Genomic DNA, 20,746 nt, shown 5'->3' with positions numbered 1-20,746 from the left:
AGATGGAGGATCCCACCGCCTCGGCTCTCGACCTGACGCGGCGTCTCAACCGGCTCTGCCTGGACCATGGCCGGAAGCTGCTCGATCTGCACAACGCCGCGGCCGCGGCCGCCCAGGCCCGTGACCTCTACGCGGCGCAGCAGGCCTACCGGCAGGCGCAGGATTCCCTGAAGCTCGCGCAGGAGACCTGCGCGCAGGTGATCGCCCTGATCACCGAGGCCGTCGTCCCGAAGCGGAAGGACCGCGACCCGGCGCCCTGAGGCCCCGGCGCCATGCGCCGGCCAGTTGGGAGGAGCCATGGCGGGGGCGGAGGACCCGAGCGACGAGGATCTGCTGCCGCGCCTGCGGGCGCGCGACGAGTCGGCGTTCCGGCTGCTGGTGCGGCGCCACCATCTGCGCCTCGTCGCGGTGGCGCGCGGGGCCGCGCTGCCGCCCGAATCTGCCGAGGAGGTGGTGCAGGAGGCCTGGATCGCCATGATGCGCAATCTCGACGGCTTCGAGGGGCGCGCCTCCCTGCGCACCTGGCTCACGGGCATCGTGCTCAACCTCGCCCGCAAGGCGGTCCTGGCGCGGCAGCGCACCAGCACCTTCTCGGATCTCGCTGCGCCTGGAGCGGAGGCGGAGGCCTTCGACGAAGCGGCGTTTCTCCCCGACGGGCACTGGCGCGATCCGCCCTGGCACTGGTCGGAGGTCGATCTCGAGCGGGCGCTGGCCGGCCGTCAGGTCTGGGCGGCGGTGCAGGAGGCGATCGGGGCGCTGCCGCCGCTCCAGGCCGCGGTGCTGCGCCTGCGCGACGTCGAAGGTTTTGGCGTCCGGGAGACGGAAACCCTGCTCGGCCTGAGCGAGGCGCGCCAGCGCGCGCTCCTCGACCGTGCAAGGATCCGGATCCGTGCGACCTTCGAGCGCCTGACCCGGGAGGCGCCCCCGCGCCGAGCGCCGTGATGCAGGGAGGAGAGCAATGCCGCTGATGCGATGCCGGGACGTGGCCGAGCGCGCGGGCGCGCTGATCGACGGCGAGGCCGGCTTCGCCACCCGGATGCGCCTGCGGCTGCATCTTGCGGCTTGCGCCCCCTGCCGGCGCTTCGTGGCGCAGCTCAGGGCCACGCAGCGCCTGTTGCGCGGCGCGGCCCCGCCGGCCCTTGATCCGGAGCGCGAGGAGGCGCTCGTCGCCGCTGCGCTGCGGGGAACGGACGAGCCGGGCGGCCGCATCTGAGCCGTGCGGCGGACGCGCCGCCTCGATCGAAAACGCACTCGCTTCGGGCGCGGCGCGGAGCCTCCCTTTCCCGGACGACGGGAGCGCCAGCGGAAGGAGATCCGGGACCCAGTACGGTGAGTTGCCGCGCAGCGGCTCCGGTTGTCTCCAGCGTGGCTGACGAGCGGTCGCTGCGCGACTTTTCGTGCTGGATCCCGGGTCGCATTCCGCTGGCGCTGCATGCGCCCGGGGCAGGGAGAGCGGGCGAGGGAAGACCGGGCGCGACGACGGTCTCCGAACCATCGTCCGGAGACCGTATCGTCAGGGTGATCGTCACGTCCGTTCGCGCCACGTCCGCGCGATCGCCTCCAGGTCTGTCCTCGGCAGGTCGGTGCGGATCGCCGCTGGCGTGCGCGAGAAGCGCGGCGCGGGCGCCGGCTGCATGACACCGTCGACCTCCAGGTAGGTGCCGCGCGCCGCGAGATGCGGGTGATGCCGCGCCTCGCTCAAGGAGAGGACGGGCGCCACGCAGGCATCGCTGCCTTCGAGGAGCCGGCACCATTCCGCGCGCGTGCGGGTGAGGAACAGCTCCTCCAGCCGGCGCCGAAGCGCGGCGCCGTCCCGGTCGTCGAAGGCGGGATCCTCCTCCAGGCCGACCCGGCGCCGGAACTCCGCGAAGAATTGCGGTTCGAGTGGAGCCAGCGCGACGAAGCCGCCATCCGCGCAGCGATAGGTGCGGTAGTAGGGCGCTCCCCCGTCGAGGAGATTCGCTTCGCGCTCCTCGACCCATCGCCCCTGCGCGGCGAAATCGGCCGTCATGGCCATCAGCGAGGCGGCCCCGTCGCAGACCGCGCAATCGACGACCTGCCCCGCGCCGGTCGCGCGGGCCGACAGGACGGCCGCGAGCAGGCCCATGGCGAGGTAGAGCGCGCCGCCGCCGAAATCCCCGAGCAGGTTCAGGGGCGGAACGGGATGCGAGCGCGGCCCGATCGCCGCCAGCGCCCCCGTCACGGCGATGTAGGTGAGGTCGTGCCCGGCGCTGCGGGCGAGCGGCCCCTCCTGGCCCCAGCCGGTCATGCGCCCGTAGACGAGCCGGGGGTTGCGGGCGAGGACCAGGTCGGGGCCGAGGCCGAGGCGTTCCATCACCCCTGGCCGGAACCCCTCGATGAGCGCATCGGCGTGGTCCAGGCAATCCAGCACCCGGGCGAGATCGGCCGGATCCTTGAGGTCGGCGGTCACGGTGGCGCGGCTGCGGGTCAGAACGTGGCGCGCGTAAAGATCGGAGCCGCCCGGCCTGGCGATGCGGACGACCTCGGCCCCGAGATCCGCGAGCAGCATGGCCGCGAAGGGGCCCGGGCCGATCCCGGCGAACTCCACGAGGCGCAGGCCCGCGAGCGGCCCGTGCCCGGCCTCCCGGGCTGAGATGGTCGAGGTCATCGCGGCATTCCCTCCCGTGGCCACGTCTCGCGCGGCGCCTCATGCTACAGGAAGAGAAACGCGCCGGGGCAAGCCGTCGGTGCAGCCCTGCGCCGCCCGGAGGACGCCATGCTCACCGACGACCAGGTCCTGATCCGCGACACCGCCCGCAGCTTCGCGCAGGAGCGGCTGAAGCCGTTCTCGGCCGCCTGGGATCGGGAGGCGCGCTTTCCCCGCGAGGCGCTGGCCGAGATGGGCGCGCTCGGCTTCCTGGGCATGCTGGTGCCGGAGGAGTACGGGGGCGCCGCCCTCGACCACGTCGCCTATGCGCTCGCCATCGAGGAGATCGCGGCGGGCGACGGCGCCGTGTCGACCATCATGAGCGTGCACAACTCGGTCGGCTGCATGCCGATCCTGAGATTCGGCACCGAGGAGCAGAGGCGGCGCTTCCTGGTGCCGCTGGCGAAGGGCGAGAAGCTCGCCGCCTTCTGCCTCACCGAGCCCAGCGCGGGCTCGGACGCCGCCGCCCTGAAGACCCGCGCCCGGCGCGTCGGAGACCGCTGGATCCTGTCGGGGACGAAGCAGTTCATCACCTCGGGCCGGAATGCGGACGTGGCGATCGTCTTCGCGGTCACGGATCCGGCAGCCGGCAAGAAGGGCATCTCGGCCTTCGTCGTCCCGACCGACACGCCCGGCTACACGGTCGCGCGGCTCGAGCACAAGCTCGGGCAGCGCGCGTCCGACACGGCGCAGATCGTGTTCGAGGAGATGGAACTCACCCCCGACCTGATGCTGGGACGCGAGGGCGACGGCCTGAGGATCGCGCTCGCCAATCTGGAGGGCGGCCGGATCGGCATCGCCGCCCAGGCGGTCGGCATGGCGCGCGCGGCCTTCGCGGCGGCCCTCGCCTATGCGGGCGAGCGGGAGACCTTCGGGCAGAAGCTGACGGGCCATCAGGCCGTGGCCTTCCGCCTCGCCGACATGGCGACGCGGATCGAGGCGGCGCGGCTTCTCGTGCTCAACGCCGCGCGCCTGCGCGATGCCGGACAGCCCTGCCTGAAGGAGGCCGCGATGGCCAAGCTCTTCGCCTCCGAGATGGCGGAGGCGGTGTGCTCGGACGCGATCCAGATCCACGGCGGCTACGGCTATCTCGCGGATTATCCGGTCGAGCAGATCTACCGGGACGTGCGCGTCTGCCAGATCTACGAGGGCACGAGCGACGTGCAGCGGATCGTCATCAGCCGCGCCCTCGTGGGCTGACGGCGTTCAGGGACCGAGGGCGAAGTCCATCGCGCTCCCGATGTCCCCCGAGGCGCAGGCCCTCCGCCGCCGGGCGATCCGGCGCCACCGGCATCGGCGTCGGCGGCCTTTCTGCCGGGCCGTCGCCGGTCCGCTGCAGGACCGGCAGGGATTTGGTGGACTTGGCGGAGGTTCCGACGTTTTCTTCGGGACGTGCCCGGCGCGGCATGGCCCGGCCGGGCCGGCGATCGGCGCCCTGGGGAGGGAGCTGTGGGGGCGGTGCTGGACGCGAAGGCGGGGCAGGGGGACGCGGCGCCGGCATTCCTGACCGGCGGCGGCGCCATGGGGGCGGTGATCCGCCGGCACGGCTGGTCGGCCTCGCCCCTCGGGAGGCCGGAGACCTGGCCGCAATGCCTGCGCTCGGCGGTGAGCCTGATGCTCGGCTCGCGCTTCCCGATGTTCGTGGCCTATGGGCCGGACCTCCACTTCCTCTACAACGACGCCTACGCGGAGATCCTCGGCGACAAGCATCCGTCGGCGCTTGGACGCCGGTTCCGGGACGTCTGGCCGGAGATCTGGGGCGACGTCGAGCCGCTCATCGGCGCGGCGCTTGCCGGGCAAGCGACCTGGGCCGAGAACATGCCGCTGACCATGAACCGGCGGGGCCACGACGAGCAGACGTGGTTCACGTTCTCGTATTCGCCCCTGCGCGATGAGGACGGGGCGGTGGTGGGCATGTTCTGCGCCTGCACCGAGACGACGGGCCGCGTGGTGGCGGAAGAGGCGCTGCGCGAGGCGGAGGCGCGGCTGCGCCTCGCCACGGAGGCGGCCGAGGTCGGCCTGTGGGACGTCGATCTGGTCCGGGAGACCCTGTACTGGCCGGCGCGGGTGAAGGCCATGTTCGGCATCTCGCCGGACGTTCCGGTCACCATAGCGGACTTCTACGCCGGCCTGCACCCGGACGACCGCGAGCGGGTGACCAGGGCCTTCGCGGCGGCGCTCGATCCGGCCCGGCGGGTGGTCTACGACGTCGAGTACCGCACGATCGGCAAGGAGGACGGGGTCCTGCGCTGGGTCGCCGCCAAGGGGCGCGGCGTCTTCGACGATGAGGGAAGATGCGTCCGCGTGGTCGGCACCGCGATCGACGTCACGGCCCGCAAGCGCATCGAGGAGAGCCTGCGCGCCAGCGAGGCGCAGTTCCGGGCCCTCTCGCAATCCATCCCGAACATCGTGTGGGCGGCGACGCCGGACGGGACCGTGGACTGGTCGAACGACCAAGTGCAGACCTATAGCGGCCGGCCGGCGGACGAACTCAACGGGGCGGCGTGGCTCGACATCGTGCATCCGGATGATCGCGGCCGCATGATCGCCTCCTGGCAGGAGGCGCTGCGCACCCGTCAGCCCTATCAGGCCGAGTTCCGGCTCAGATCCGCGGCCGGGTCGTACCGGTGGTTCCTCACCCGCGTGCGGCCCATCCGCGATGCCGAGGGGGTGCTGATCCGCTGGGTCGGGACCGACACCGATATCGATGACCAGAAGCGGGCCATGGCCGACCTCGTGCGCTTCAACGAGGCCCTGGAGGCCCGGGTCGCCGAGCGCACGGCCGAGCGCGACCGGGTCTGGAGGAACTCGCGCGACCTGCTTGCGGTGGTCGGCGCCGACGGGATCTTCCGGGCCGTCAACCCGGCCTGGCAGTCCATTCTCGGTCACGATCCTCTGGAGGTCGTCGGGCGCAGCTTCCGGGAGTTCATCTGGCCCGAGGACGCCGACCTGACCCAGCAGGGGCTCGACGCCGCCTCGGCGCGCGATCTCACCGATTTCGAGAACCGCTACCGGCACCAGGACGGCACGCCGCGCTGGATCTCCTGGCGCACCTCCGTCGAGGGCGATCTCGTCTACGCCTATGGCCGGGACGTCACCGCCGAGAAGGAGCAGGCCAGGGCCCTGGCGCAGGCCGAGGAGGCGCTTCGGCAGTCGCAGAAGCTCGAAGCGGTGGGCCAGCTCACCGGGGGCGTGGCGCACGACTTCAACAACCTGCTCACCATCATCCGCTCGTCGGTCGATTTCCTGCGCCGGCCCGACCTGCCCGAGGAGCGCCGGCGGCGCTACCTCGATGCGGTCTCCGACACGGTCGACCGCGCGGCCAAGCTCACCGGCCAGCTCCTCGCCTTCGCCCGCCGCCAGGCGCTCAAGCCGGAGGTCATCGACGTGTCCGCGCGGCTGCAGGCCGTGGCGGAGATGCTCGATGCGGTGACGGGGGCGCGCATCCGGGTGGTCACGCAGGTGCCGGACCGGCCCTGCTTCGTGCGCACGGACTTGAGCCAGTTCGAGACCGCGCTGGTGAACATGGCGGTCAATGCGCGCGATGCGATGAACGGCGAGGGCACGCTGACGCTGCGGCTTGCGTGCGGCTGCGCGCTGCCGGCCATCCGCGGCCATGCGGGGGCGCCCGGCCCCTTCGCGGCGGTGTCGCTGACCGATACCGGTGCCGGCATCCCGCCGGACCTGATCGGGCGCATCTTCGAGCCGTTCTTCACCACCAAGGAGGTTGGCCGGGGCACCGGACTCGGCCTGTCCCAGGTCTTCGGTTTCGCCAAGCAGTCGGGCGGCGACATCGACGTGCACAGCACGGTGGGGCAAGGAACGATCTTCACGCTCTACCTGCCGGAAGTGGAGACCGACCAGCGCCCGGGCGACCAGACGGCGGACGATCCCGGCCTGTCCCCCTCCGGGGAGGGACGCCGGGTGCTGGTGGTGGAGGACAATGTCGAGGTCGGCCGCTTCGCCTGCCAGATCCTGCAGGATCTCGGCTTTACGCCGGAATGGGCGTCGAATGCCGAGGAGGCGCTGGTCAGGTTGGGCGTGGATGGCGGTGGTTTCGATGCGGTGTTCTCGGACGTGGTGATGCCCGGCATGGGCGGCATCGCATTGGCCCAGGAGCTGCGGCGGCGTCTCGCGGGGATGCCGGTGGTGCTGGCCTCCGGCTACAGCCACGTGCTGGCCCAGGACTGGGCCCACGGGTTCGAGCTGCTGCACAAGCCCTATTCCGGGGAGGAGCTGGGCCGCGTCCTGCACCGGGCGATGTCCGGCGCGCCGGTGCCGTAGATCTGCAACCAGACCAGCGATGTCGCGTTGAGTTGTTCACCCTGGACAAATGCTGGACAAATGAAAATGGGCCGCCCTTGCGAGCGGCCCGAGTCTAGGGAGGAAACGCCCTGGTCAGGGCAGCCGCACGACGACGCGATCGTCGTGCCGCAACGTCTTAACCCGGTCTCGGGCCGGGTTGTTCCGAGTGCGATGCTTCCTCATCCCAACGGGCCTTGGACATGACCGTTGGTCCGGTTCTCGGATTTTCGCCAAGCCTCTGGCTCGATATCGAAAATTGGAGATGAGCCGACGGCCCGATGCGTCCGCACCCGCGGCGTCGGCAGCCTGGGCCGGTGGTATCACGAGGTCCGCCAAGCGTGAGCCCTTTTTTTCTGAACCACAATCCCGGGACGGCGTTTCTCCGCCTGCCGGACATGGGATGGAGCATGGGATGCGGCGGACGCGCGGGCTTGGGATGACGGTCGTGGCGATGTGGATCGCCCTGATGGCTGTGACGGCTGGCTTGAAGACGGTCGCGACGAGCCCGGAAGGCGCGAACGTCGCGTCCATATCCATGGCCTCGTCCTCCGCGGCCGATGCTGCTCCCGTCAGGAAACGGTCTCGCACAGCAGACTATCGGGCGGACAAGGGTCAGTGAAGCGCGCTGAGCCAAGCCGTCGGGCTTCCGGTTCACGCTTTTCCCACCCTGGTTCGTCGGCTCGGTTCGCCATGCTCCCGCTCCATGGATGATACCGGCGGCCCGATGCATCGGCCTCTTGGGCCGTTGGTATGGACCCTGTGACGCTCAGCGGGCCGGGTGGTCGCGGGAGGGCCGGTCGGAGGACAAGAGCCGCGCCGTTGGCTGGCAGACTCTCAGTCTTCGATGTGTCGGATGTTCGGCCGGAGAAGCCCTGTCCACGCCTCCTGGACAGACTCCAAGCGGGGTGGCGGGGCTGCGCCCGCTTGGAGTTCTTTGCTTTCGCATCATTCTCATCGCCGAACCATGGGACACTTCGGCGAATGTTGCCTATCCCCAGAATGGCTCGACGGCGTTCAGCAGGATCCCCGTCAGCAGCAGCAAAGTCCCAACCGCAATGAAGACGGCTGCCTCGATGACATGCCAATGGTCGGTGCGAACACGCGCGAGCGCGGCTCGCCTGCCGGAGAAAATGCGTGTCATGGCAGCAGCGCCCAGCCGGAGCGGCGCCACAATGTTGAGCAGCACCCGCGCGTGACCGCATCGACCGGGCTGCCGCTGGCTCCGGTCCAGGTGTTTCACTCTGCTCGTCAGCAGGATCGCGCGCGCTGATTAACAGATTGTGCAGCAATGCTGGCTTGGGCTTGGGCACCCGCGCCGGCAATGCTTTGATCGCGCTGCGGCTCGATTCCTGCCACGGCGAGCCGCAGGGATGCGGCGTCGCTCCAACGCGCGTGATCCTTGCGCCCTTGGCCCGGCCAGGATCGGGGTCGGAGCGGCGACCGAGCAGGCCGCCGCGTCTCCCTCCCGAGCCCGGCCTGGGTGACGGCAGCAAGCAGAGCACGATGGTCGGGCCCTGGCGCCATGCCGGAGGCCTCTGGGCGCATCAGAGGCCGCCCGAGCCTGACAGGCAAGACTAGTTACTACCGATTGAAGCGTATCGCCGCTGAAGCCGGATCACGCGCCTTGCTCGATCCCACAACTCCACGGCAAAATCTTCATTCATGCTCCTTGCCTTAAACATGGCCTCGACATCGTCTTGCGCGTCTATTTCTTTTACGCCGACGATGTGGCTGTCCGGGTCCATAAGGTATGCGCGATAATCGAACGTCGCGCTCGAATGCCCTTCGTGCGCGCGCGAGCAGCTGCAACGACAAGTCATCGGATACCCGCCTCGTTGGGCGAGAGACTCTGATCTCCCCACTGCTAAGATTTGCCTGAAATCAGCTGCTGTCAAGCTTCAAGGTCTTTCTTGCCCAAAGCTTGAAGCGGAAGGGGGCCAACCAGCGGGTTGCAGATGCTTCGTCGGTGTTGCGCTGTTGTGCACAGCACCAATCTGGACAGCGCCAGTGATCTTCAGGGGGGGGTCACTGCGCGAAAGGGGATGAGACGGGAATTCCGACGCGTTCGGGTGATGACGAGATCGCAGCGCGCCGAGAGGGGGGATCCACGCGTGGCGAGCGAGATTGCGGCGCTGTCGCAAGACGGCCTGCCCGCGATGCGGCCCGAATCGGGGTGAGACCGGCGACGCGAGGTCCGAGAGGAAACGCCCCCGGAGGGACGACGTTGGTCTGCCGGAGGCTTGCGGAGCCTTGTTGCTGGTCTCAGCACCGCACGGAGAGCGTGTGATGACGCATGCGAAAGGGCCTTGCCCGGATGTCGACGCGCCACAAGGCGAACGAGACTTCGGTGACTCGGCGGGCGAGGGGAGTGGCGGATCGGGCCTCGACCGTCATGAGGTCGGCGACGATGTGCCCGTCACCGAGCACCCGCACAATCCGCTCGATGACGTGATGAAGCCGCCCGGAACGAAGCCCGGCACCGACGGCGGCTGAGCGGTCGCGCCGCCCTGACGGGATGGTCTCTGGCCGCCGAACCCGACCGCATCGCCATGGCACAGATGGCGCGAGATGCTCTCGGCGCCTTCTGCCGAGGCGGGGACGGGAGAGGCCGGCACGAGCGGCGCGGTGCGGGAGGAGCATGAGCTTGGCCGCACGTCGTTCCGTGTCGTTTCAATCCGTGTTCAGCCTTCTTTGCCAGCACGCCTCCTGTCCGTTCCGATCGTGTCTCTTTGCGTGCTCCTTCGCAGTAACCCGAGCGGGCGCGTCTACTTGCGGCTAAACCTCTGGTACAGTCTCGATCAATCCCAGCCTGCCACTCGGTCCGTTGCGCTCCGGCTCCGCGAACGACTGGCAAAGGCGGCAGGGCTCGTGATGACAGGGCGGTTGCGGACCAGTTCTCTGGGCCGACCCTATGACGCTCAGTGGGTCGAGCGGTCACGAGAGGGTCAACGTGGCGGGGAACAGGCACCGCGCCGTTGGCTGATGGCCCACCCCAATCCTCTTCGCGATGATCGCGCTTGGTTCGATCCGAGGAATTCGGGCCACGACGCAGGAACAAACACCGCCGGCCAGCGTAGCCAGAGCGGCTTCGTCACAGCCGTTCAAGGGTCGCCATGAGTCTCGCCCGAGCTGCCGCCTTCGCCGCCCTGCTCCTCACGACTGCCGCGTCTCTGCCCTCCCGAGCCGACGTTCTGATCGCGATCGACAAGACGAACCAGCGCATGACGGTCAGTGTCGACGGTCGGCAGAGATATGTGTGGCCGGTGTCCACCGGGATGGCCGGCTACGAGACGCCGAGTGGCTCGTTTCGGCCATTCAGAATGGAGCGAGACCACTTCTCCAAGGAGTGGGACGACGCTCCGATGCCCTACTCTGTCTTCTTCACCCCGGTCGGGCACGCGATCCACGGCACCAGTCATGTCCGCCAGATCGGTCGGCCTGCTTCGCATGGCTGCGTACGCCTTCGTGTTCGGAACGCCGCCACACTCTTCTCGCTCGTGAGGGCGGAGGGGCTGAGCAACACGCGGGTGGTGGTGAGGGGCGAGGAGATGGTGGTGGCCCGCAGAGGTGGACGCCGGTCCACGACGGCCATGCGGCCCGACAGGTTCGACGTCGATGAGGAGATGCCGACCGGATCGCTGCCGGTATACGGCGACGATGGCGGCTCTATCCGTCGAAGAGGCCCGGCTGCCGTGGTCCAGGAGCCTCGCGCGGTTATTGTTGACGACCGCTGGTATGACGACGAGTGAACCGGACGCGCAGGCTTGGCGTGGGGGCGTGGAAGAGCGGACCAGAGGAGCGGCGACATCGGCGTCGCAGACCCGTACTCCCACGAATGTCGGCCCGCCCTGGCCGAGCCGCAGGATCGTGCCGGTGACCGCGTGTCTCCGATCGGTTTGGATGGCTGGTTGAAACCGTCGGCGTCCGGAGTACGGAACGCAGTACCTCAAGGGGTACGCAAATGCCTCTTGCCCTCCATCAACTCCTTACCCGGCAACGGTAATCCGTCCCAGCAAGAAAGTTGGTGGAGCTGAGGGGATTCGAACCCCTGACCTCCGCAGTGCGATTGCGGCGCTCTCCCATCTGAGCTACAGCCCCGGCGAGGCGGGGGCCTTGTAGGCTGGCCCGCTTCAGCCTGTCAATTCCCTATCCGCACCGAACTGCACGACGTGCCTTTTCGGGGGACGAGGACCTACGGACCGCGCATGCGCTCGCTTCTCTGGCTCATCGACAACGTCATTACGCTCTACGTGTACCTCCTGATCGCCAGCGCGGTCCTGAGCTGGCTCGTCGCCTTCAACGTCGTCAACGTGCGAAACCCGGTCGTGTCGCAGATCGGCGAGTTCCTCTATCGCGTCACCGAGCCGGCCCTGCGGCCGATCCGCCGCGTGCTGCCCAATCTCGGGGGCATCGACATCTCACCCATCATCTTGGTCCTGCTGCTGTTCTTCCTGCGCAACCTGATGTTCGAGGTCTTCGCCTCGCTGGCCTGAGCCGTGGCGGACGAGATGCCCTGGCGGGTGATCCGGGACGGGCTTGAGGTGCGCGTGCGGGCCACGCCGCGGGGCGGACGCGACGCGATCGACGGAATCGAGACGCGGGCCGACGGGCTTTCCGTGCTCAAGGTGCGGGTTCGGGCCGCCCCCGAGGACGGGGCGGCCAACACGGCGATCCGCGATCTCCTCAAGACCGCCCTCGGCTGCCCGGCCCGGGCCGTTCGGCTCACGGCCGGCGCGACCGCCCGGGTGAAGATCTTCCGCATCGAAGGGGATGGCGAGGCGCTGGCGCGGCGGCTCGCCACCGCGGCGGCGGTCTGACGGCCGCCGCTATGCCGGCCTGACGACCGGACGAAAGGCGTATCGCGCAAGGGCGCCGTGCGGTGCGACAAGGCGCCCGGGCGCGGACCCGCCGCCGCCGCTTGCGCGGGACCGCGCGGGCAGGCTTGGCTGTGCGGCAGCCCCGCCCCAGACCCCCGAGGAACGACGATGAAGACGAATCCGGGCCGGTTCTTCGAGGATTTCCGCCTCGGTGAGACCATTCGCCACGCCACGCCGCGCACCGTCACCACCGGCGACGTGGCGCTCTACACGGCGCTCTACGGGCCGCGCTTCGCGGTGCAATCCTCGGACGCCTTCGCACGGGCCTTCGGCTATCCCCAGGCGCCGCTCGACGACCTGCTCGTCTTCCACGTCGCCTTCGGCAAGACGGTGCCGGACATCTCCCTCAACGCGCTCGCCAACCTGGGCTACGCGGAGGGCCGCTTCCTGCGGCCGGTCTATCCCGGCGAGACCCTGTCCGCGGTCTCCGAGGTGATCGGCCTCAAGGAGAGCTCGAACCGCCAGACCGGAATCGTCTATGTGCGCTCCACCGGCTACGACGCGGCGGGCGCGCCGGTGCTCAGCTATTGCCGCTGGGTGCTGGTGCGCAAGCGGGACCCCGAGGCGGCAATCGCCGAGGAGGCGGTGCCGCAGCTCGCCAAGGCGGTGCAGCCCGCCGACCTCGCGCCCGCCCTGCCCGTCCTCGACCCGAAGGCCTACGACGCGGCGCTGGCCGGCAGCCCGCACCGCTTCGGTGATTATGCAGTGGGCGAGCGCATCGATCACGTCGACGGCATGACCGTCGAGGAGGCCGAGCACCAGATCGCCACGCGCCTCTACCAGAACACCGCCAAGGTGCATTTCGATGCCCATGCCGTGAAGGAGACGCGGTTCGGGCGGCGGCTGATCTATGGCGGCCACGTCATCTCGCTCGCCCGCGCGCTCAGCTTCAACGGGCTCGCCAACGCCTTCTCGATCGTGGGCATCAATGCGGGTCGGCACGTGGCGCCGCTCTTTGCCGGGGACACGGTCTATGCCTGGAGCGAGGTGCTGGACCGCGCCGACCTGCCGGGCCGCAGCGATGTCGGGGCGCTCCGCCTGCGCATTGTGGCGGCCAAGAACCAGCCCTGCGGCGCCTATCCGGACCGGGCCGGCGACGGCTACGATCCGGCGGTGATCCTCGACCTCGATTACTGGGCGCTCATGCCCAAGTGACCGAAGCCAAGGGTCCGATTCAAGCGAGCGAGTCCCCGTGAGCGGCGTCCCGCTCACGCAGCTCCCTGCCCGGCGGTGAAGCGCCGGAAGGCATCGAGCGTTTCGCGGCTGACATGGTGCTCGATGCCCTCCGCGTCGCAGCGCGCCACCTCCGGGCTGACGCCGAGCGCGAGCAGGAAGGCCTCCACGATGCGGTGGCGCTCGCGCGATTCGGCGGCGAGCGTCCGGCCGGCCTCGGTCAGGAACACGCCCCGATAGGGGCGCTGCTGCACCAGCCCCTCCTCGGCGAGGCGCTTGAGCATCTTGGCGACCGTCGGCTGCGCCACCCCGAGGCGGGCCGCGATGTCGACTTGGCGCGCTTCGCCGCTATCGCCGATCAGGTCGGCGATCAGCTCGACGTAATCCTCCACGAGTTCGAGGCGGCGTGCCTCGCGCACCTGCCGGAACCCGGCGGAATGCGCCTCAGCATCGACGAGCGCGGGCTCATCCCGGCGGTCTCGGGGCAGGTCCTGCATGGGTCGGGAAGGTTCGCCTCAGGTTCGGATCCGCGTCACGCCTCTTCTTAGACGAGGGCGGGACGGGTGTGCAGGGGGCGAAGGTCGGAGGCGAGGACAGCCTCGGGCCGCATATGAAGAGAATTTCCTATTGTGCCCCCGAACCGGCCCATTGCATCAGCAGCCTGCCCGGGGCCGCACCGATCCGATGTCCGAAACCCTGCACGAGACCGTCGCGAAGCTGTCCAGCCTCGACAGCGAGGTGGTGGCGATCGCGTGGCTCTCCCTGCGGGTGAGCCTGTCGGCGGTGCTGCTCGGCTCCTGTCTCGGCATCCCGCTCGGCGCCCTCGTGGCGGTCGCGTCCTTCCGGGGGCGCCAGACCCTGGTGGGGTGCCTCAATGCCCTCATGGGCCTGCCGCCCGTGATCGTCGGCCTCGTGCTCTATCTCCTTCTGTCTCGCTCGGGCCCCTTGGGTCCGATGGGCCTGTTGTTCACGCCGGGGGCGATGATCGCGGCCCAGACCGTGCTGGTAACGCCGCTCGTCGCAGCCCTGTCCCGGCAGATCCTCGCCGATGCCGAGGCGCATCTCGGCGAGCAGCTGCGGTCGCTGCGCCTCGGGGCGGTGCGGCGGGCGGCGGCCCTGGCCTACGATGCGCGGTTCTCCCTCGTGACCGTGGTGCTGGCCGCCTTCGGGCGGGCGATCTCGGAGGTCGGCGCCGTGCTGGTGGTGGGCGGCAACATCGCCGGCCAGACGCGCACCATGACGACCGCGATCTCCCTCGAGACGCAGAAGGGGGATCTCGCCCTCGCCCTCGCTCTCGGTGCGGTGCTGATCGGCCTCGTCTTCGCGGTCAACGCCGCGGCGGCGCTGCTGCGCGCCTACGCGGCCAGGGCCTACGGATGAGCCCGGGCCTTCCCGTCCTGCTCGACGGCGTGTCGTTCCGGGCGGGAGGCCGGGCGATCCTCGACGGCGTGAGCCTCCGCATCGAGGAGCCCGGGATCACCGCCATCATCGGGCCGAACGGGGCGGGCAAGAGCGTGCTGCTGCGGCTCCTCGACGGGCTCCTCGCTCCGAGCCAGGGGCGCATCCGCATCGGGCGGGGGGAGGGCGGCGCGGTCCGGCGCGCCTTCGTGTTCCAGCGCCCGGGCCTGATCCGGGCCAGCGCCGCCCGCAACGTCCGGCTCGCCCTCGGCCCGGCGGGGCTGCCCCGCGCGGAGCAGGCGGCGCGCATCGCAGCGGCCCTCGCCCTCGTCGGTCTGGCCGACCGCGCCGGCGATCCGGCCACCAAGCTGTCCGGCGGCGAGCAGCAGCGGCTCGCCCTCGCCCGCGCCTGGGCGGTGGCGCCCGACCTTCTCCTTCTCGACGAGCCGACCGCCAATCTCGATCCCGCCGCGACGGAGGCGGTGGAGCGGGTGATCGCCGCCATGGCGCGGGCCGGCACCAAGGTGCTGCTCGTCTCGCACCATCTCGGCCAAGTGGCGCGGCTCGCCCGCGATGTCGTCGTCCTGTCGGAGGGCCGCGTGGTCGAGCACGGCCCGGCCCGGCAGGTTCTGTCCGATCCCCGTTCGCCCGAGACAAGGGCCTATCTCGCCGGAGAATTGCCGTGGACCGCCTTCGCCGCCTGCTCTGCCTGACCCTGCTCGCCGTTCTGGCCGCGGCGCCCCTCCGGGCCGCCGAGAGCATCACGGTCGCCTCGACGACCTCGACCGAGCAGTCGGGCCTGTTCGGGCATCTTCTTCCGCGCTTCACGGAGGCCACCGGCATCGCCGTGCGGGTGGTGGCTCTCGGCACCGGGCAGGCCCTCGACGTCGGCCGCCGCGGGGATGCCGACGTGGTCTTCGTGCACGATCAGGCCGCCGAAGAGGCCTTCGTGCGCGATGGCTTCGGCGTGAAGCGCTTCCCCGTGATGTACAACGACTTCGTGGTCGTCGGACCCAAGGATGATCCGGCCGGGGCGGCCGGCCGCGACGTAGCCGAGGCCTTCCGCCGGATCGCGGCCGCCAAGGCGCCCTTCATCTCGCGCGGCGACCGCTCGGGCACGCATGCGGCGGAGTTGCGGGTCTGGCGCGAGGCGGGTCTCGACCTCGGCGCGGTGCGGGGCGCGTGGTACTACAAGGAGATCGGCCAGGGCATGGGGCCGGCCCTCAACGCCGCCTCGGCCACCAATGCCTACGTTCTGGCCGACCGCGGTACCTGGCTCGCCTTCAAGAATCGCGGCGATCTCAAGATCCTGGTCGAAGGCGATCCGCGCCTCTTCAACCAGTACGGCGTGATCCTGGTCAATCCGGCCAGGCACCCGCACGTCAAGGCCCGCGAGGGGCAGGCCTTCATCGATTGGCTCGTCTCGCCGGCGGGCCAGGGCGTGATCGCGAGCTATCGGATCAACGGCGAGCCGCTCTTCGTGCCGAATGCCGGCCAGTAGCACGCACTCGGCCGGACATCCCGGACGCGCGGTCGTGAGGCCCATGGCGCGCCGGTGGCCTCCGCCCCCGGCCCGCGTCCGCCATCAGACGGCGATACGATCCTCGTCGTCGCTCGGCTCGCGCAGCACGTAGCCGCGGCCCCACACCGTTTCGATGTAGTTCTTGCCCTGGCTGGCATTGGCCAGCTTCTTGCGAAGCTTGCAGATGAACACGTCGATGATCTTGAGCTCCGGCTCGTCCATGCCGCCATAGAGATGGTTGAGGAACATCTCCTTGGTGAGCGTGGTGCCCTTCCGGAGGGAGAGGAGTTCCAGCATCTGGTACTCCTTGCCGGTCAGGTGAACCCGGGCGCCCGAGACCTCGACAGTCTTCTGGTCGAGGTTCACAATCAGGTCGCCGGTGGTGATCACCGACTGCGCGTGCCCCTTCGAGCGGCGCACGATCGCGTGGATGCGCGCGACGAGCTCATCCTTGTGGAACGGCTTTGTCAGGTAGTCGTCGGCGCCGAAGCCGAGGCCCTTCACCTTGTCCTCGATGCCGGCCATGCCGGAGAGGATCAGGATCGGCGTCTTCACCTTGGCGACCCGCAGGGAGCGCAGCACCTCGTAGCCCGACATGTCGGGCAGGTTCAGGTCGAGGAGGATGATGTCGTAATCGTACAGCTTGCCGAGATCGACGCCCTCCTCGCCGAGGTCGGTGGTGTAGGTGTTGAAGTTCTCGGACTTGAGCATCAACTCGATGCTCTGCGCCGTGGCGCTGTCGTCCTCGATCAGAAGTACGCGCATCTCAGTCCCCAAGCCCTGGCCCATGAGGGTGAGGCAAACACCCGCCGCCCATCCGCCACCGGCCCGTGGCGGACGCCCGTCTGCATTTAACTCGCGACGCTATGCCCAAAGCGTTAACAAAGCCTGATTCCGTCCCGCAAGCGCTTCGGATCCACCGCATCCGCCAATCCTTTGCGCGTTATCGTTCCGTTCCGGCTCTCGGCCCTGCCGTGGTCGGGTCTGGTCGCTGCGGAGCCGGGCTAACCGACTCCAGATATTCGATTTCATCCCCGTTGTTGCATTCACGACACTCTGCCGGATTTCCGCCGGCCGGGCATCGCTGGTCCGGTTACCGGCAGTGTTAAGGAGACGGGTAAACGGAAGGTTGATGCGACCGGGCCGCGAAGCAGCCGCGCCGGGGCGAGGCGCCGGCTTCGCCCTGGTGCGGCCGCCCTGTCTCGCACAAATTGCCGAGGGCGTCGAAACGATTTCGGGGATGGGACCGCGCACGCGATGGCGTTCGATGGGGCAGGGACATCGGGGCGCCTCGCGGCGGCCCGCGCGGCGCTCGATGGTCTCGAGAGCCTGGAGATCTTCGGTCGCGTGGTGGCGATCCGCGGCCTGCTGATCGAGGTGGCGGGCCCGGTCGCGGCGATGCGGCTCGGCGGACGGCTCGACATCGTGGTCGAGGCGGGCGGGACCCGCGAGGCGAGCATTCCCTGCGAGATCATCGGCTTCTCGGGCGCCCACGCGCTCGCGATGCCGTTCGGCTCGCTCCAGGGTGTGCGGCGGGGCTGCCCGGCGCGGGTGCGGGCGGAGAATGCGGGTGCGATCCGGCCGTCGCGGGCTTGGCTCGGGCGGGTCATCGACGCCCTCGGGCGGCCGATCGACGGCCTCGGGCCGCTGCCGCCGGGGCCCGTCGCCTATCCGCTCCAGACCGACCCGCCGCCGGCCCATGCCCGCCGCCGGGTCGGCCCTCCGCTCGATCTCGGGGTGCGCTGCATCAACACCTTCCTCACCCTGTGCCGGGGCCAGCGCATGGGCATCTTCGCGGGCTCGGGCGTCGGCAAGTCGGTGCTGCTGTCGATGCTCGCCCGCTCGGCGGCCTCCGACGTGGCGGTGATCGGCCTCGTCGGCGAGCGCGGGCGGGAGGTGCAGGAATTCCTGCAGGACGATCTCGGCCCGGAGGGCCTCGCGCGCTCCGTGGTGGTGGTGGCGACCTCCGACGAGCCGGCGCTCATGCGGCGCAACGCGGCCTACGCGACCCTCGCGCTCGCCGAGCATTTTCGCGACGAGGGCGCCCAAGTGCTCTGCATGATCGACTCGATCACCCGCTTTGCCATGGCGCAGCGGGATGTCGGCCTCGCCGCCGGGGAGCCGCCGACCGCCAAGGGCTATACTCCCACGGTGTTCAGCGAGCTGCCGCGCCTGCTCGAACGGGCCGGGCCCGGCACCGGGGAGGGGATGATCTCGGGCCTGTTCACGGTGCTGGTCGAGGGCGACGACCACAACGAGCCCGTGGCCGACGCGGTGCGGGGCATCCTCGACGGCCACATCGTGATGGAGCGGCGCATCGCGGAACGCGGGCGCTATCCGGCCATCAACGTGCTGCGCTCGGTCTCGCGCACCATGCCGCGCGCCTGCGACCCCGCCTTCCTGCCTGTGGTCCAGCGTGCCCGCCACCTGATGTCGACCCATGCGGACATGGAGGAGCTGATCCGGCTCGGCGCCTATCGGGCCGGCTCCTCCCCGGAGGTGGACGAGGCGGTGGCGCTGATGCCCGATCTGGAGGCTTTTCTGGGGCAGAGTAAGGAAGAAGCAACCTCCCTCGGCGAAGGATACCGTCGCCTGGCGGCGATCGTCGGCGGGCCCTGAGCCGGCACGTCGCCGCAGCCGATGCCCGAGCGGGGTTGCGCCCTGCGCGGGCCTACGTCGGCGCCGCGTCCCGTTCGGGCAAAGGGGCGGGGTCACCGCCCGAAGGCGTGGAGTGGGAGCACGATGAAATCGCGGGACACGCTCATCCGGTTGCGACGCTTCCAGGTGGACGAGAAGCGCCGCCGCGTCACCCAGATCGAGATGATGATCGCGGATTTCGCCCGCATGGCGGCGGAACTCGACCGCGAGATCGCTCAGGAGGAGCAGCGCGCCGGAATCTCCGACCCGGCCCATTTCGCCTATCCCACCTACGCGCGGGCCGCGGCCCAGCGCCGCGACAACATCCGCCACTCGGCGAGCGACCTCGATGCCCAGCTCGCCGAGGCCAAGGCGGCCCTGGCGGAGGCCTTCGAGGAGCTCAAGAAGGTGGAGATCCTCGATGACCGCGAGCGCTCGGCCGAGCGCGCCGCCGAGACGGCCCGCGACCAGGCTGAGATGGACGCAATCGGACTTAACCGCGCCCGCGCCTGATCCGGTTTTCCGATCTAAATCAGGCCAGGACGGGCACGTGCGGTGCGGCATCGCGCGGCAGGTGTCCCGAGAGGCGCGGATCCGGCACGACCTCGATGGCCCGCGCGAAGGCGCAAAAGCCGGACCGCTCGTAGAAGGCCACCGCGCCCGGATGATCGAAGGTGCAGGTATGCACCCAGACCCGCCGGACCGGCCGCGACCATGCGCGGCGCAAGGCTTCCGTCATCAGCCGCCGCCCGGCGCCCTGCCCGATCGCCTCGGGGGCAAGCCCGAAGAAGGCGATCTCGACCTCACCGGGAACCCGCGCATCGAGTTCGAGGAGGCCGATATCCCGGCCGCCTTCCGTGAGGGCGAGCGCCTCGACGGCCGGATCGGCGAGAATCGCCGCGAGCGCCGCGTCGTCGATCCGGCGCCGGCTGAACCACAGCCAAGGCGCGCCGACCCGGTCGAACAGCGCCCGGTAGCGGGCGATGTCGGCGCCGATGGCGTCGAGAGGCAAAGGCGGCGGCTCCGGCTCCGGCAGGGCAGGGCGGGCCCGCATCTCCAGGGAGGTCACGATCGCGGCGACATGCGTCGCGGGAACGGGCGTGAGCCCGTCGAGGTTGAGAGGCGTCATGCTTCCTCCTGACGCCCGGACACCTCTGCCGCAAGCCTCGCCCAAGCCGCATCGGATCCACTTGACCCTGCGGCATGATTCATGCTCGGCCCGGCCGCGTGGGAGCCGCAGCGGGGCGGCGGTGCGGGAGCGGGGACGATGAGGCAGGACGACGGCGCCGGGGCGCAACGCTTTCCCGTGGCGCCCGGCCCGGAGGGCCGCATCACGGCCGCGATGATCGCGCGGCCCGACGGCCCGGCCCTGGAATGGATCGAGGCTGAGCCTCTCGGCCAGCCGAGCGGCGCCCCGCTCCTGTTCGTGCACGGCGCCTTCGGCGGCGCCTGGATCTGGCAGGAGATCTTCCTGCCGCACCTCGCCCGGCGGGGGCGCCGGGCGGCGGCCTTCAGCCTGCGCGGCCACGGCCGCAGCCATGGCGGGCGCCGCCTGCTGCGCGAGGCGTCGCTCGCCGATTATCTCGACGACCTGCGCGCGGCCATCGGGCGCTGCGGCGAGCCGCCCGTCCTGATCGGCCACTCCCTCGGCGGCTTCCTGGCCCAGCGCCTGATCGGGCAAGTCCGGCTGCGCGGGCTCGTTCTCCTCGCCTCGCTGCCGCCGGACGGCCTCGCGCTCGTCAGCGCCCGCATCGCCCTGACCGATCCGGGTTTCTGGCTGGAATCCCTCGCGGGCACGATCCTGCCCGGCCGCGAGCCCGCCATGGCGCTGTCGTGGCACTGGCTGTTCTCGGAGGGGCTGCCGCTGGAGCGCGCCCGCCGCTACGCCGCCCGGATGACGGCGGAGAGCCCCGTGGCCCTCGTCGAGGCGCATTGGCCCGTGCCGCCTCTCTCGGCTTCCCTGCTCGGCCTGCCGGCTCTGGTGGTGGGCGGCGCTCGCGACCGGATGATCTGGCCGGCGACGACATGGCGCACCGCCCTCTATCACGGTGCCGCGCATCGCACCGTGCCGGACATCGCCCATTTCCTGCAGCTCGATTTCGGGGCCGAGGCCGTCGCCCGCCTCGTGCTCGACTGGCTGGAGGAGCGCGGCCTTTAGAATTCGGA

21 protein-coding genes and 1 tRNA gene are annotated in these 20,746 nt (G+C 70.2%); 16 read left to right on the top strand and 6 right to left on the bottom strand.

The annotated features are described in order from the left end of the window. Positions 1-2 precede the first annotated feature (2 nt). Genes MNOD_RS17180 through MNOD_RS17170 form a run of 3 tightly spaced genes read left to right on the top strand, consistent with a single transcriptional unit; the run spans position 3 to position 1,213 of the window. Positions 3-260 (top strand): hypothetical protein, encoded by a 258-nt coding sequence (locus MNOD_RS17180; RefSeq protein WP_015930204.1) that lies wholly within the window; start codon positions 3-5, stop codon positions 258-260. 37 nt (positions 261-297) lie between these two features. After that, positions 298-942, top strand: coding sequence for an RNA polymerase sigma factor (locus MNOD_RS17175; protein ID WP_015930203.1), 645 nt, complete (start codon positions 298-300; stop codon positions 940-942). 16 nt (positions 943-958) lie between these two features. After that, a complete protein-coding gene (locus MNOD_RS17170) occupies positions 959-1,213 on the top strand; it encodes an anti-sigma factor family protein (RefSeq protein WP_015930202.1) in 255 nt (84 codons plus the stop codon). 312 nt (positions 1,214-1,525) lie between these two features. On the opposite strand, the gene MNOD_RS17165 is transcribed toward MNOD_RS17170, so the two are convergent. Further along, a complete protein-coding gene (locus MNOD_RS17165; protein WP_015930201.1) occupies positions 1,526-2,629 on the bottom strand; it encodes a CaiB/BaiF CoA transferase family protein in 1,104 nt (367 codons plus the stop codon). A 108-nt stretch (positions 2,630-2,737) separates the two neighbouring features. On the opposite strand from MNOD_RS17165, the gene MNOD_RS17160 reads away from it, so the two are divergent. Beyond that, positions 2,738-3,868, top strand: coding sequence for an acyl-CoA dehydrogenase family protein (locus MNOD_RS17160; RefSeq protein WP_015930200.1), 1,131 nt, complete (start codon positions 2,738-2,740; stop codon positions 3,866-3,868). 321 nt (positions 3,869-4,189) lie between these two features. Further along, entirely contained in the window at positions 4,190-6,952 is a 2,763-nt protein-coding gene (locus MNOD_RS17155; protein ID WP_050783518.1) for a hybrid sensor histidine kinase/response regulator, read from the top strand. A gap of 1,009 nt (positions 6,953-7,961) precedes the next feature. Here MNOD_RS17155 and MNOD_RS17145 read toward each other — a convergent pair. Then, entirely contained in the window at positions 7,962-8,213 is a 252-nt protein-coding gene (locus MNOD_RS17145; protein ID WP_157091490.1) for a hypothetical protein, read from the bottom strand. 1,046 nt (positions 8,214-9,259) lie between these two features. On the opposite strand from MNOD_RS17145, the gene MNOD_RS17140 reads away from it, so the two are divergent. Both MNOD_RS17140 and MNOD_RS17135 read left to right on the top strand, forming a co-directional pair. Beyond that, positions 9,260-9,466, top strand: a complete 207-nt coding sequence (locus MNOD_RS17140; protein ID WP_015930196.1) for a hypothetical protein — start codon at positions 9,260-9,262, stop codon at positions 9,464-9,466. A gap of 620 nt (positions 9,467-10,086) precedes the next feature. After that, complete coding sequence (locus MNOD_RS17135; RefSeq protein WP_015930195.1) at positions 10,087-10,722, top strand: L,D-transpeptidase; 636 nt, start codon at positions 10,087-10,089, stop codon at positions 10,720-10,722. A 273-nt stretch (positions 10,723-10,995) separates the two neighbouring features. Here the strand turns inward: MNOD_RS17135 and MNOD_RS17130 are convergent. Further along, a tRNA-Ala gene (locus MNOD_RS17130) sits at positions 10,996-11,071 on the bottom strand. A 107-nt stretch (positions 11,072-11,178) separates the two neighbouring features. Here MNOD_RS17130 and MNOD_RS17125 point away from each other — a divergent pair. The 3 genes from MNOD_RS17125 to MNOD_RS17115 all read left to right on the top strand — a co-directional run bounded on the left by MNOD_RS17125 (position 11,179) and on the right by MNOD_RS17115 (position 13,005). Continuing rightward, a complete protein-coding gene (locus tag MNOD_RS17125) occupies positions 11,179-11,466 on the top strand; it encodes a YggT family protein (protein WP_015930194.1) in 288 nt (95 codons plus the stop codon). Between the two features lie 15 nt (positions 11,467-11,481). Further along, positions 11,482-11,790: a DUF167 family protein gene (locus tag MNOD_RS17120; protein ID WP_015930193.1), complete on the top strand. Its 309-nt coding sequence runs from the start codon at positions 11,482-11,484 to the stop codon at positions 11,788-11,790. A 168-nt stretch (positions 11,791-11,958) separates the two neighbouring features. Next, complete coding sequence (locus tag MNOD_RS17115) at positions 11,959-13,005, top strand: MaoC family dehydratase (protein ID WP_015930192.1); 1,047 nt, start codon at positions 11,959-11,961, stop codon at positions 13,003-13,005. A gap of 53 nt (positions 13,006-13,058) precedes the next feature. On the opposite strand, the gene mntR is transcribed toward MNOD_RS17115, so the two are convergent. After that, positions 13,059-13,520 (bottom strand): manganese-binding transcriptional regulator MntR, encoded by a 462-nt coding sequence (mntR, locus tag MNOD_RS17110; protein ID WP_015930191.1) that lies wholly within the window; start codon positions 13,518-13,520, stop codon positions 13,059-13,061. Between the two features lie 187 nt (positions 13,521-13,707). Between mntR and MNOD_RS17105 the strand changes: the two genes are divergently transcribed. From MNOD_RS17105 to MNOD_RS17095, 3 genes are read left to right on the top strand one after another with little or no spacing between them, the layout of a single operon-like run. Continuing rightward, a complete protein-coding gene (locus tag MNOD_RS17105; RefSeq protein ID WP_015930190.1) occupies positions 13,708-14,403 on the top strand; it encodes an ABC transporter permease in 696 nt (231 codons plus the stop codon). Beyond that, on the top strand, positions 14,400-15,134 hold the full coding sequence (locus tag MNOD_RS17100) for an ATP-binding cassette domain-containing protein (RefSeq protein WP_015930189.1): 735 nt from the start codon (positions 14,400-14,402) through the stop codon (positions 15,132-15,134). The genes MNOD_RS17105 and MNOD_RS17100 overlap by 4 nt, the downstream gene beginning before the upstream one ends. Further along, complete coding sequence (locus tag MNOD_RS17095) at positions 15,104-15,922, top strand: ABC transporter substrate-binding protein (RefSeq protein ID WP_015930188.1); 819 nt, start codon at positions 15,104-15,106, stop codon at positions 15,920-15,922. The genes MNOD_RS17100 and MNOD_RS17095 overlap by 31 nt, the downstream gene beginning before the upstream one ends. A gap of 84 nt (positions 15,923-16,006) precedes the next feature. On the opposite strand, the gene ctrA is transcribed toward MNOD_RS17095, so the two are convergent. Then, positions 16,007-16,708: a response regulator transcription factor CtrA gene (ctrA, locus tag MNOD_RS17090; RefSeq protein WP_015930187.1), complete on the bottom strand. Its 702-nt coding sequence runs from the start codon at positions 16,706-16,708 to the stop codon at positions 16,007-16,009. Between the two features lie 492 nt (positions 16,709-17,200). Here ctrA and fliI point away from each other — a divergent pair, with 492 nt between their 5' ends. Beyond that, on the top strand, positions 17,201-18,562 hold the full coding sequence (gene fliI, locus MNOD_RS17085; RefSeq protein WP_015930186.1) for a flagellar protein export ATPase FliI: 1,362 nt from the start codon (positions 17,201-17,203) through the stop codon (positions 18,560-18,562). A 123-nt stretch (positions 18,563-18,685) separates the two neighbouring features. Further along, positions 18,686-19,093 carry a flagellar export protein FliJ gene (fliJ, locus tag MNOD_RS17080; RefSeq protein ID WP_015930185.1) on the top strand — a complete coding sequence of 136 codons (408 nt, stop codon included), beginning with the start codon at positions 18,686-18,688 and terminating at the stop codon, positions 19,091-19,093. A 19-nt stretch (positions 19,094-19,112) separates the two neighbouring features. Here the strand turns inward: fliJ and MNOD_RS17075 are convergent, their stop codons facing one another. Continuing rightward, positions 19,113-19,709, bottom strand: a complete 597-nt coding sequence (locus MNOD_RS17075) for a GNAT family N-acetyltransferase (RefSeq protein WP_015930184.1) — start codon at positions 19,707-19,709, stop codon at positions 19,113-19,115. Between the two features lie 138 nt (positions 19,710-19,847). Here MNOD_RS17075 and MNOD_RS17070 point away from each other — a divergent pair, with 138 nt between their 5' ends. Next, positions 19,848-20,738, top strand: coding sequence for an alpha/beta hydrolase (locus MNOD_RS17070; RefSeq protein ID WP_015930183.1), 891 nt, complete (start codon positions 19,848-19,850; stop codon positions 20,736-20,738). The last annotated feature ends 8 nt before the right edge of the window (positions 20,739-20,746 follow it).

The organism is Methylobacterium nodulans ORS 2060, from assembly GCF_000022085.1.
Taxonomy (GTDB): domain Bacteria; phylum Pseudomonadota; class Alphaproteobacteria; order Rhizobiales; family Beijerinckiaceae; genus Methylobacterium; species Methylobacterium nodulans.
This window is presented reverse-complemented; position numbering and strand designations above follow the sequence as displayed.

Coding starts and splice junctions, on each gene's coding strand:
- MNOD_RS17180 (WP_015930204.1), top strand. CDS start 3: ATGGAGGATCCCACCGCCTCGGCTCTCGACCTGACGCGGCGTCTCAAC.
- MNOD_RS17175 (WP_015930203.1), top strand. CDS start 298: ATGGCGGGGGCGGAGGACCCGAGCGACGAGGATCTGCTGCCGCGCCTG.
- MNOD_RS17170 (WP_015930202.1), top strand. CDS start 959: ATGCCGCTGATGCGATGCCGGGACGTGGCCGAGCGCGCGGGCGCGCTG.
- MNOD_RS17165 (WP_015930201.1), bottom strand. CDS start 2,629: ATGACCTCGACCATCTCAGCCCGGGAGGCCGGGCACGGGCCGCTCGCG.
- MNOD_RS17160 (WP_015930200.1), top strand. CDS start 2,738: ATGCTCACCGACGACCAGGTCCTGATCCGCGACACCGCCCGCAGCTTC.
- MNOD_RS17155 (WP_050783518.1), top strand. CDS start 4,190: ATGGGGGCGGTGATCCGCCGGCACGGCTGGTCGGCCTCGCCCCTCGGG.
- MNOD_RS17140 (WP_015930196.1), top strand. CDS start 9,260: ATGACGCATGCGAAAGGGCCTTGCCCGGATGTCGACGCGCCACAAGGC.
- MNOD_RS17135 (WP_015930195.1), top strand. CDS start 10,087: ATGAGTCTCGCCCGAGCTGCCGCCTTCGCCGCCCTGCTCCTCACGACT.
- MNOD_RS17125 (WP_015930194.1), top strand. CDS start 11,179: ATGCGCTCGCTTCTCTGGCTCATCGACAACGTCATTACGCTCTACGTG.
- MNOD_RS17120 (WP_015930193.1), top strand. CDS start 11,482: ATGCCCTGGCGGGTGATCCGGGACGGGCTTGAGGTGCGCGTGCGGGCC.
- MNOD_RS17115 (WP_015930192.1), top strand. CDS start 11,959: ATGAAGACGAATCCGGGCCGGTTCTTCGAGGATTTCCGCCTCGGTGAG.
- mntR (WP_015930191.1), bottom strand. CDS start 13,520: ATGCAGGACCTGCCCCGAGACCGCCGGGATGAGCCCGCGCTCGTCGAT.
- MNOD_RS17105 (WP_015930190.1), top strand. CDS start 13,708: ATGTCCGAAACCCTGCACGAGACCGTCGCGAAGCTGTCCAGCCTCGAC.
- MNOD_RS17100 (WP_015930189.1), top strand. CDS start 14,400: ATGAGCCCGGGCCTTCCCGTCCTGCTCGACGGCGTGTCGTTCCGGGCG.
- ctrA (WP_015930187.1), bottom strand. CDS start 16,708: ATGCGCGTACTTCTGATCGAGGACGACAGCGCCACGGCGCAGAGCATC.
- fliI (WP_015930186.1), top strand. CDS start 17,201: ATGGCGTTCGATGGGGCAGGGACATCGGGGCGCCTCGCGGCGGCCCGC.
- fliJ (WP_015930185.1), top strand. CDS start 18,686: ATGAAATCGCGGGACACGCTCATCCGGTTGCGACGCTTCCAGGTGGAC.
- MNOD_RS17075 (WP_015930184.1), bottom strand. CDS start 19,709: ATGACGCCTCTCAACCTCGACGGGCTCACGCCCGTTCCCGCGACGCAT.
- MNOD_RS17070 (WP_015930183.1), top strand. CDS start 19,848: ATGAGGCAGGACGACGGCGCCGGGGCGCAACGCTTTCCCGTGGCGCCC.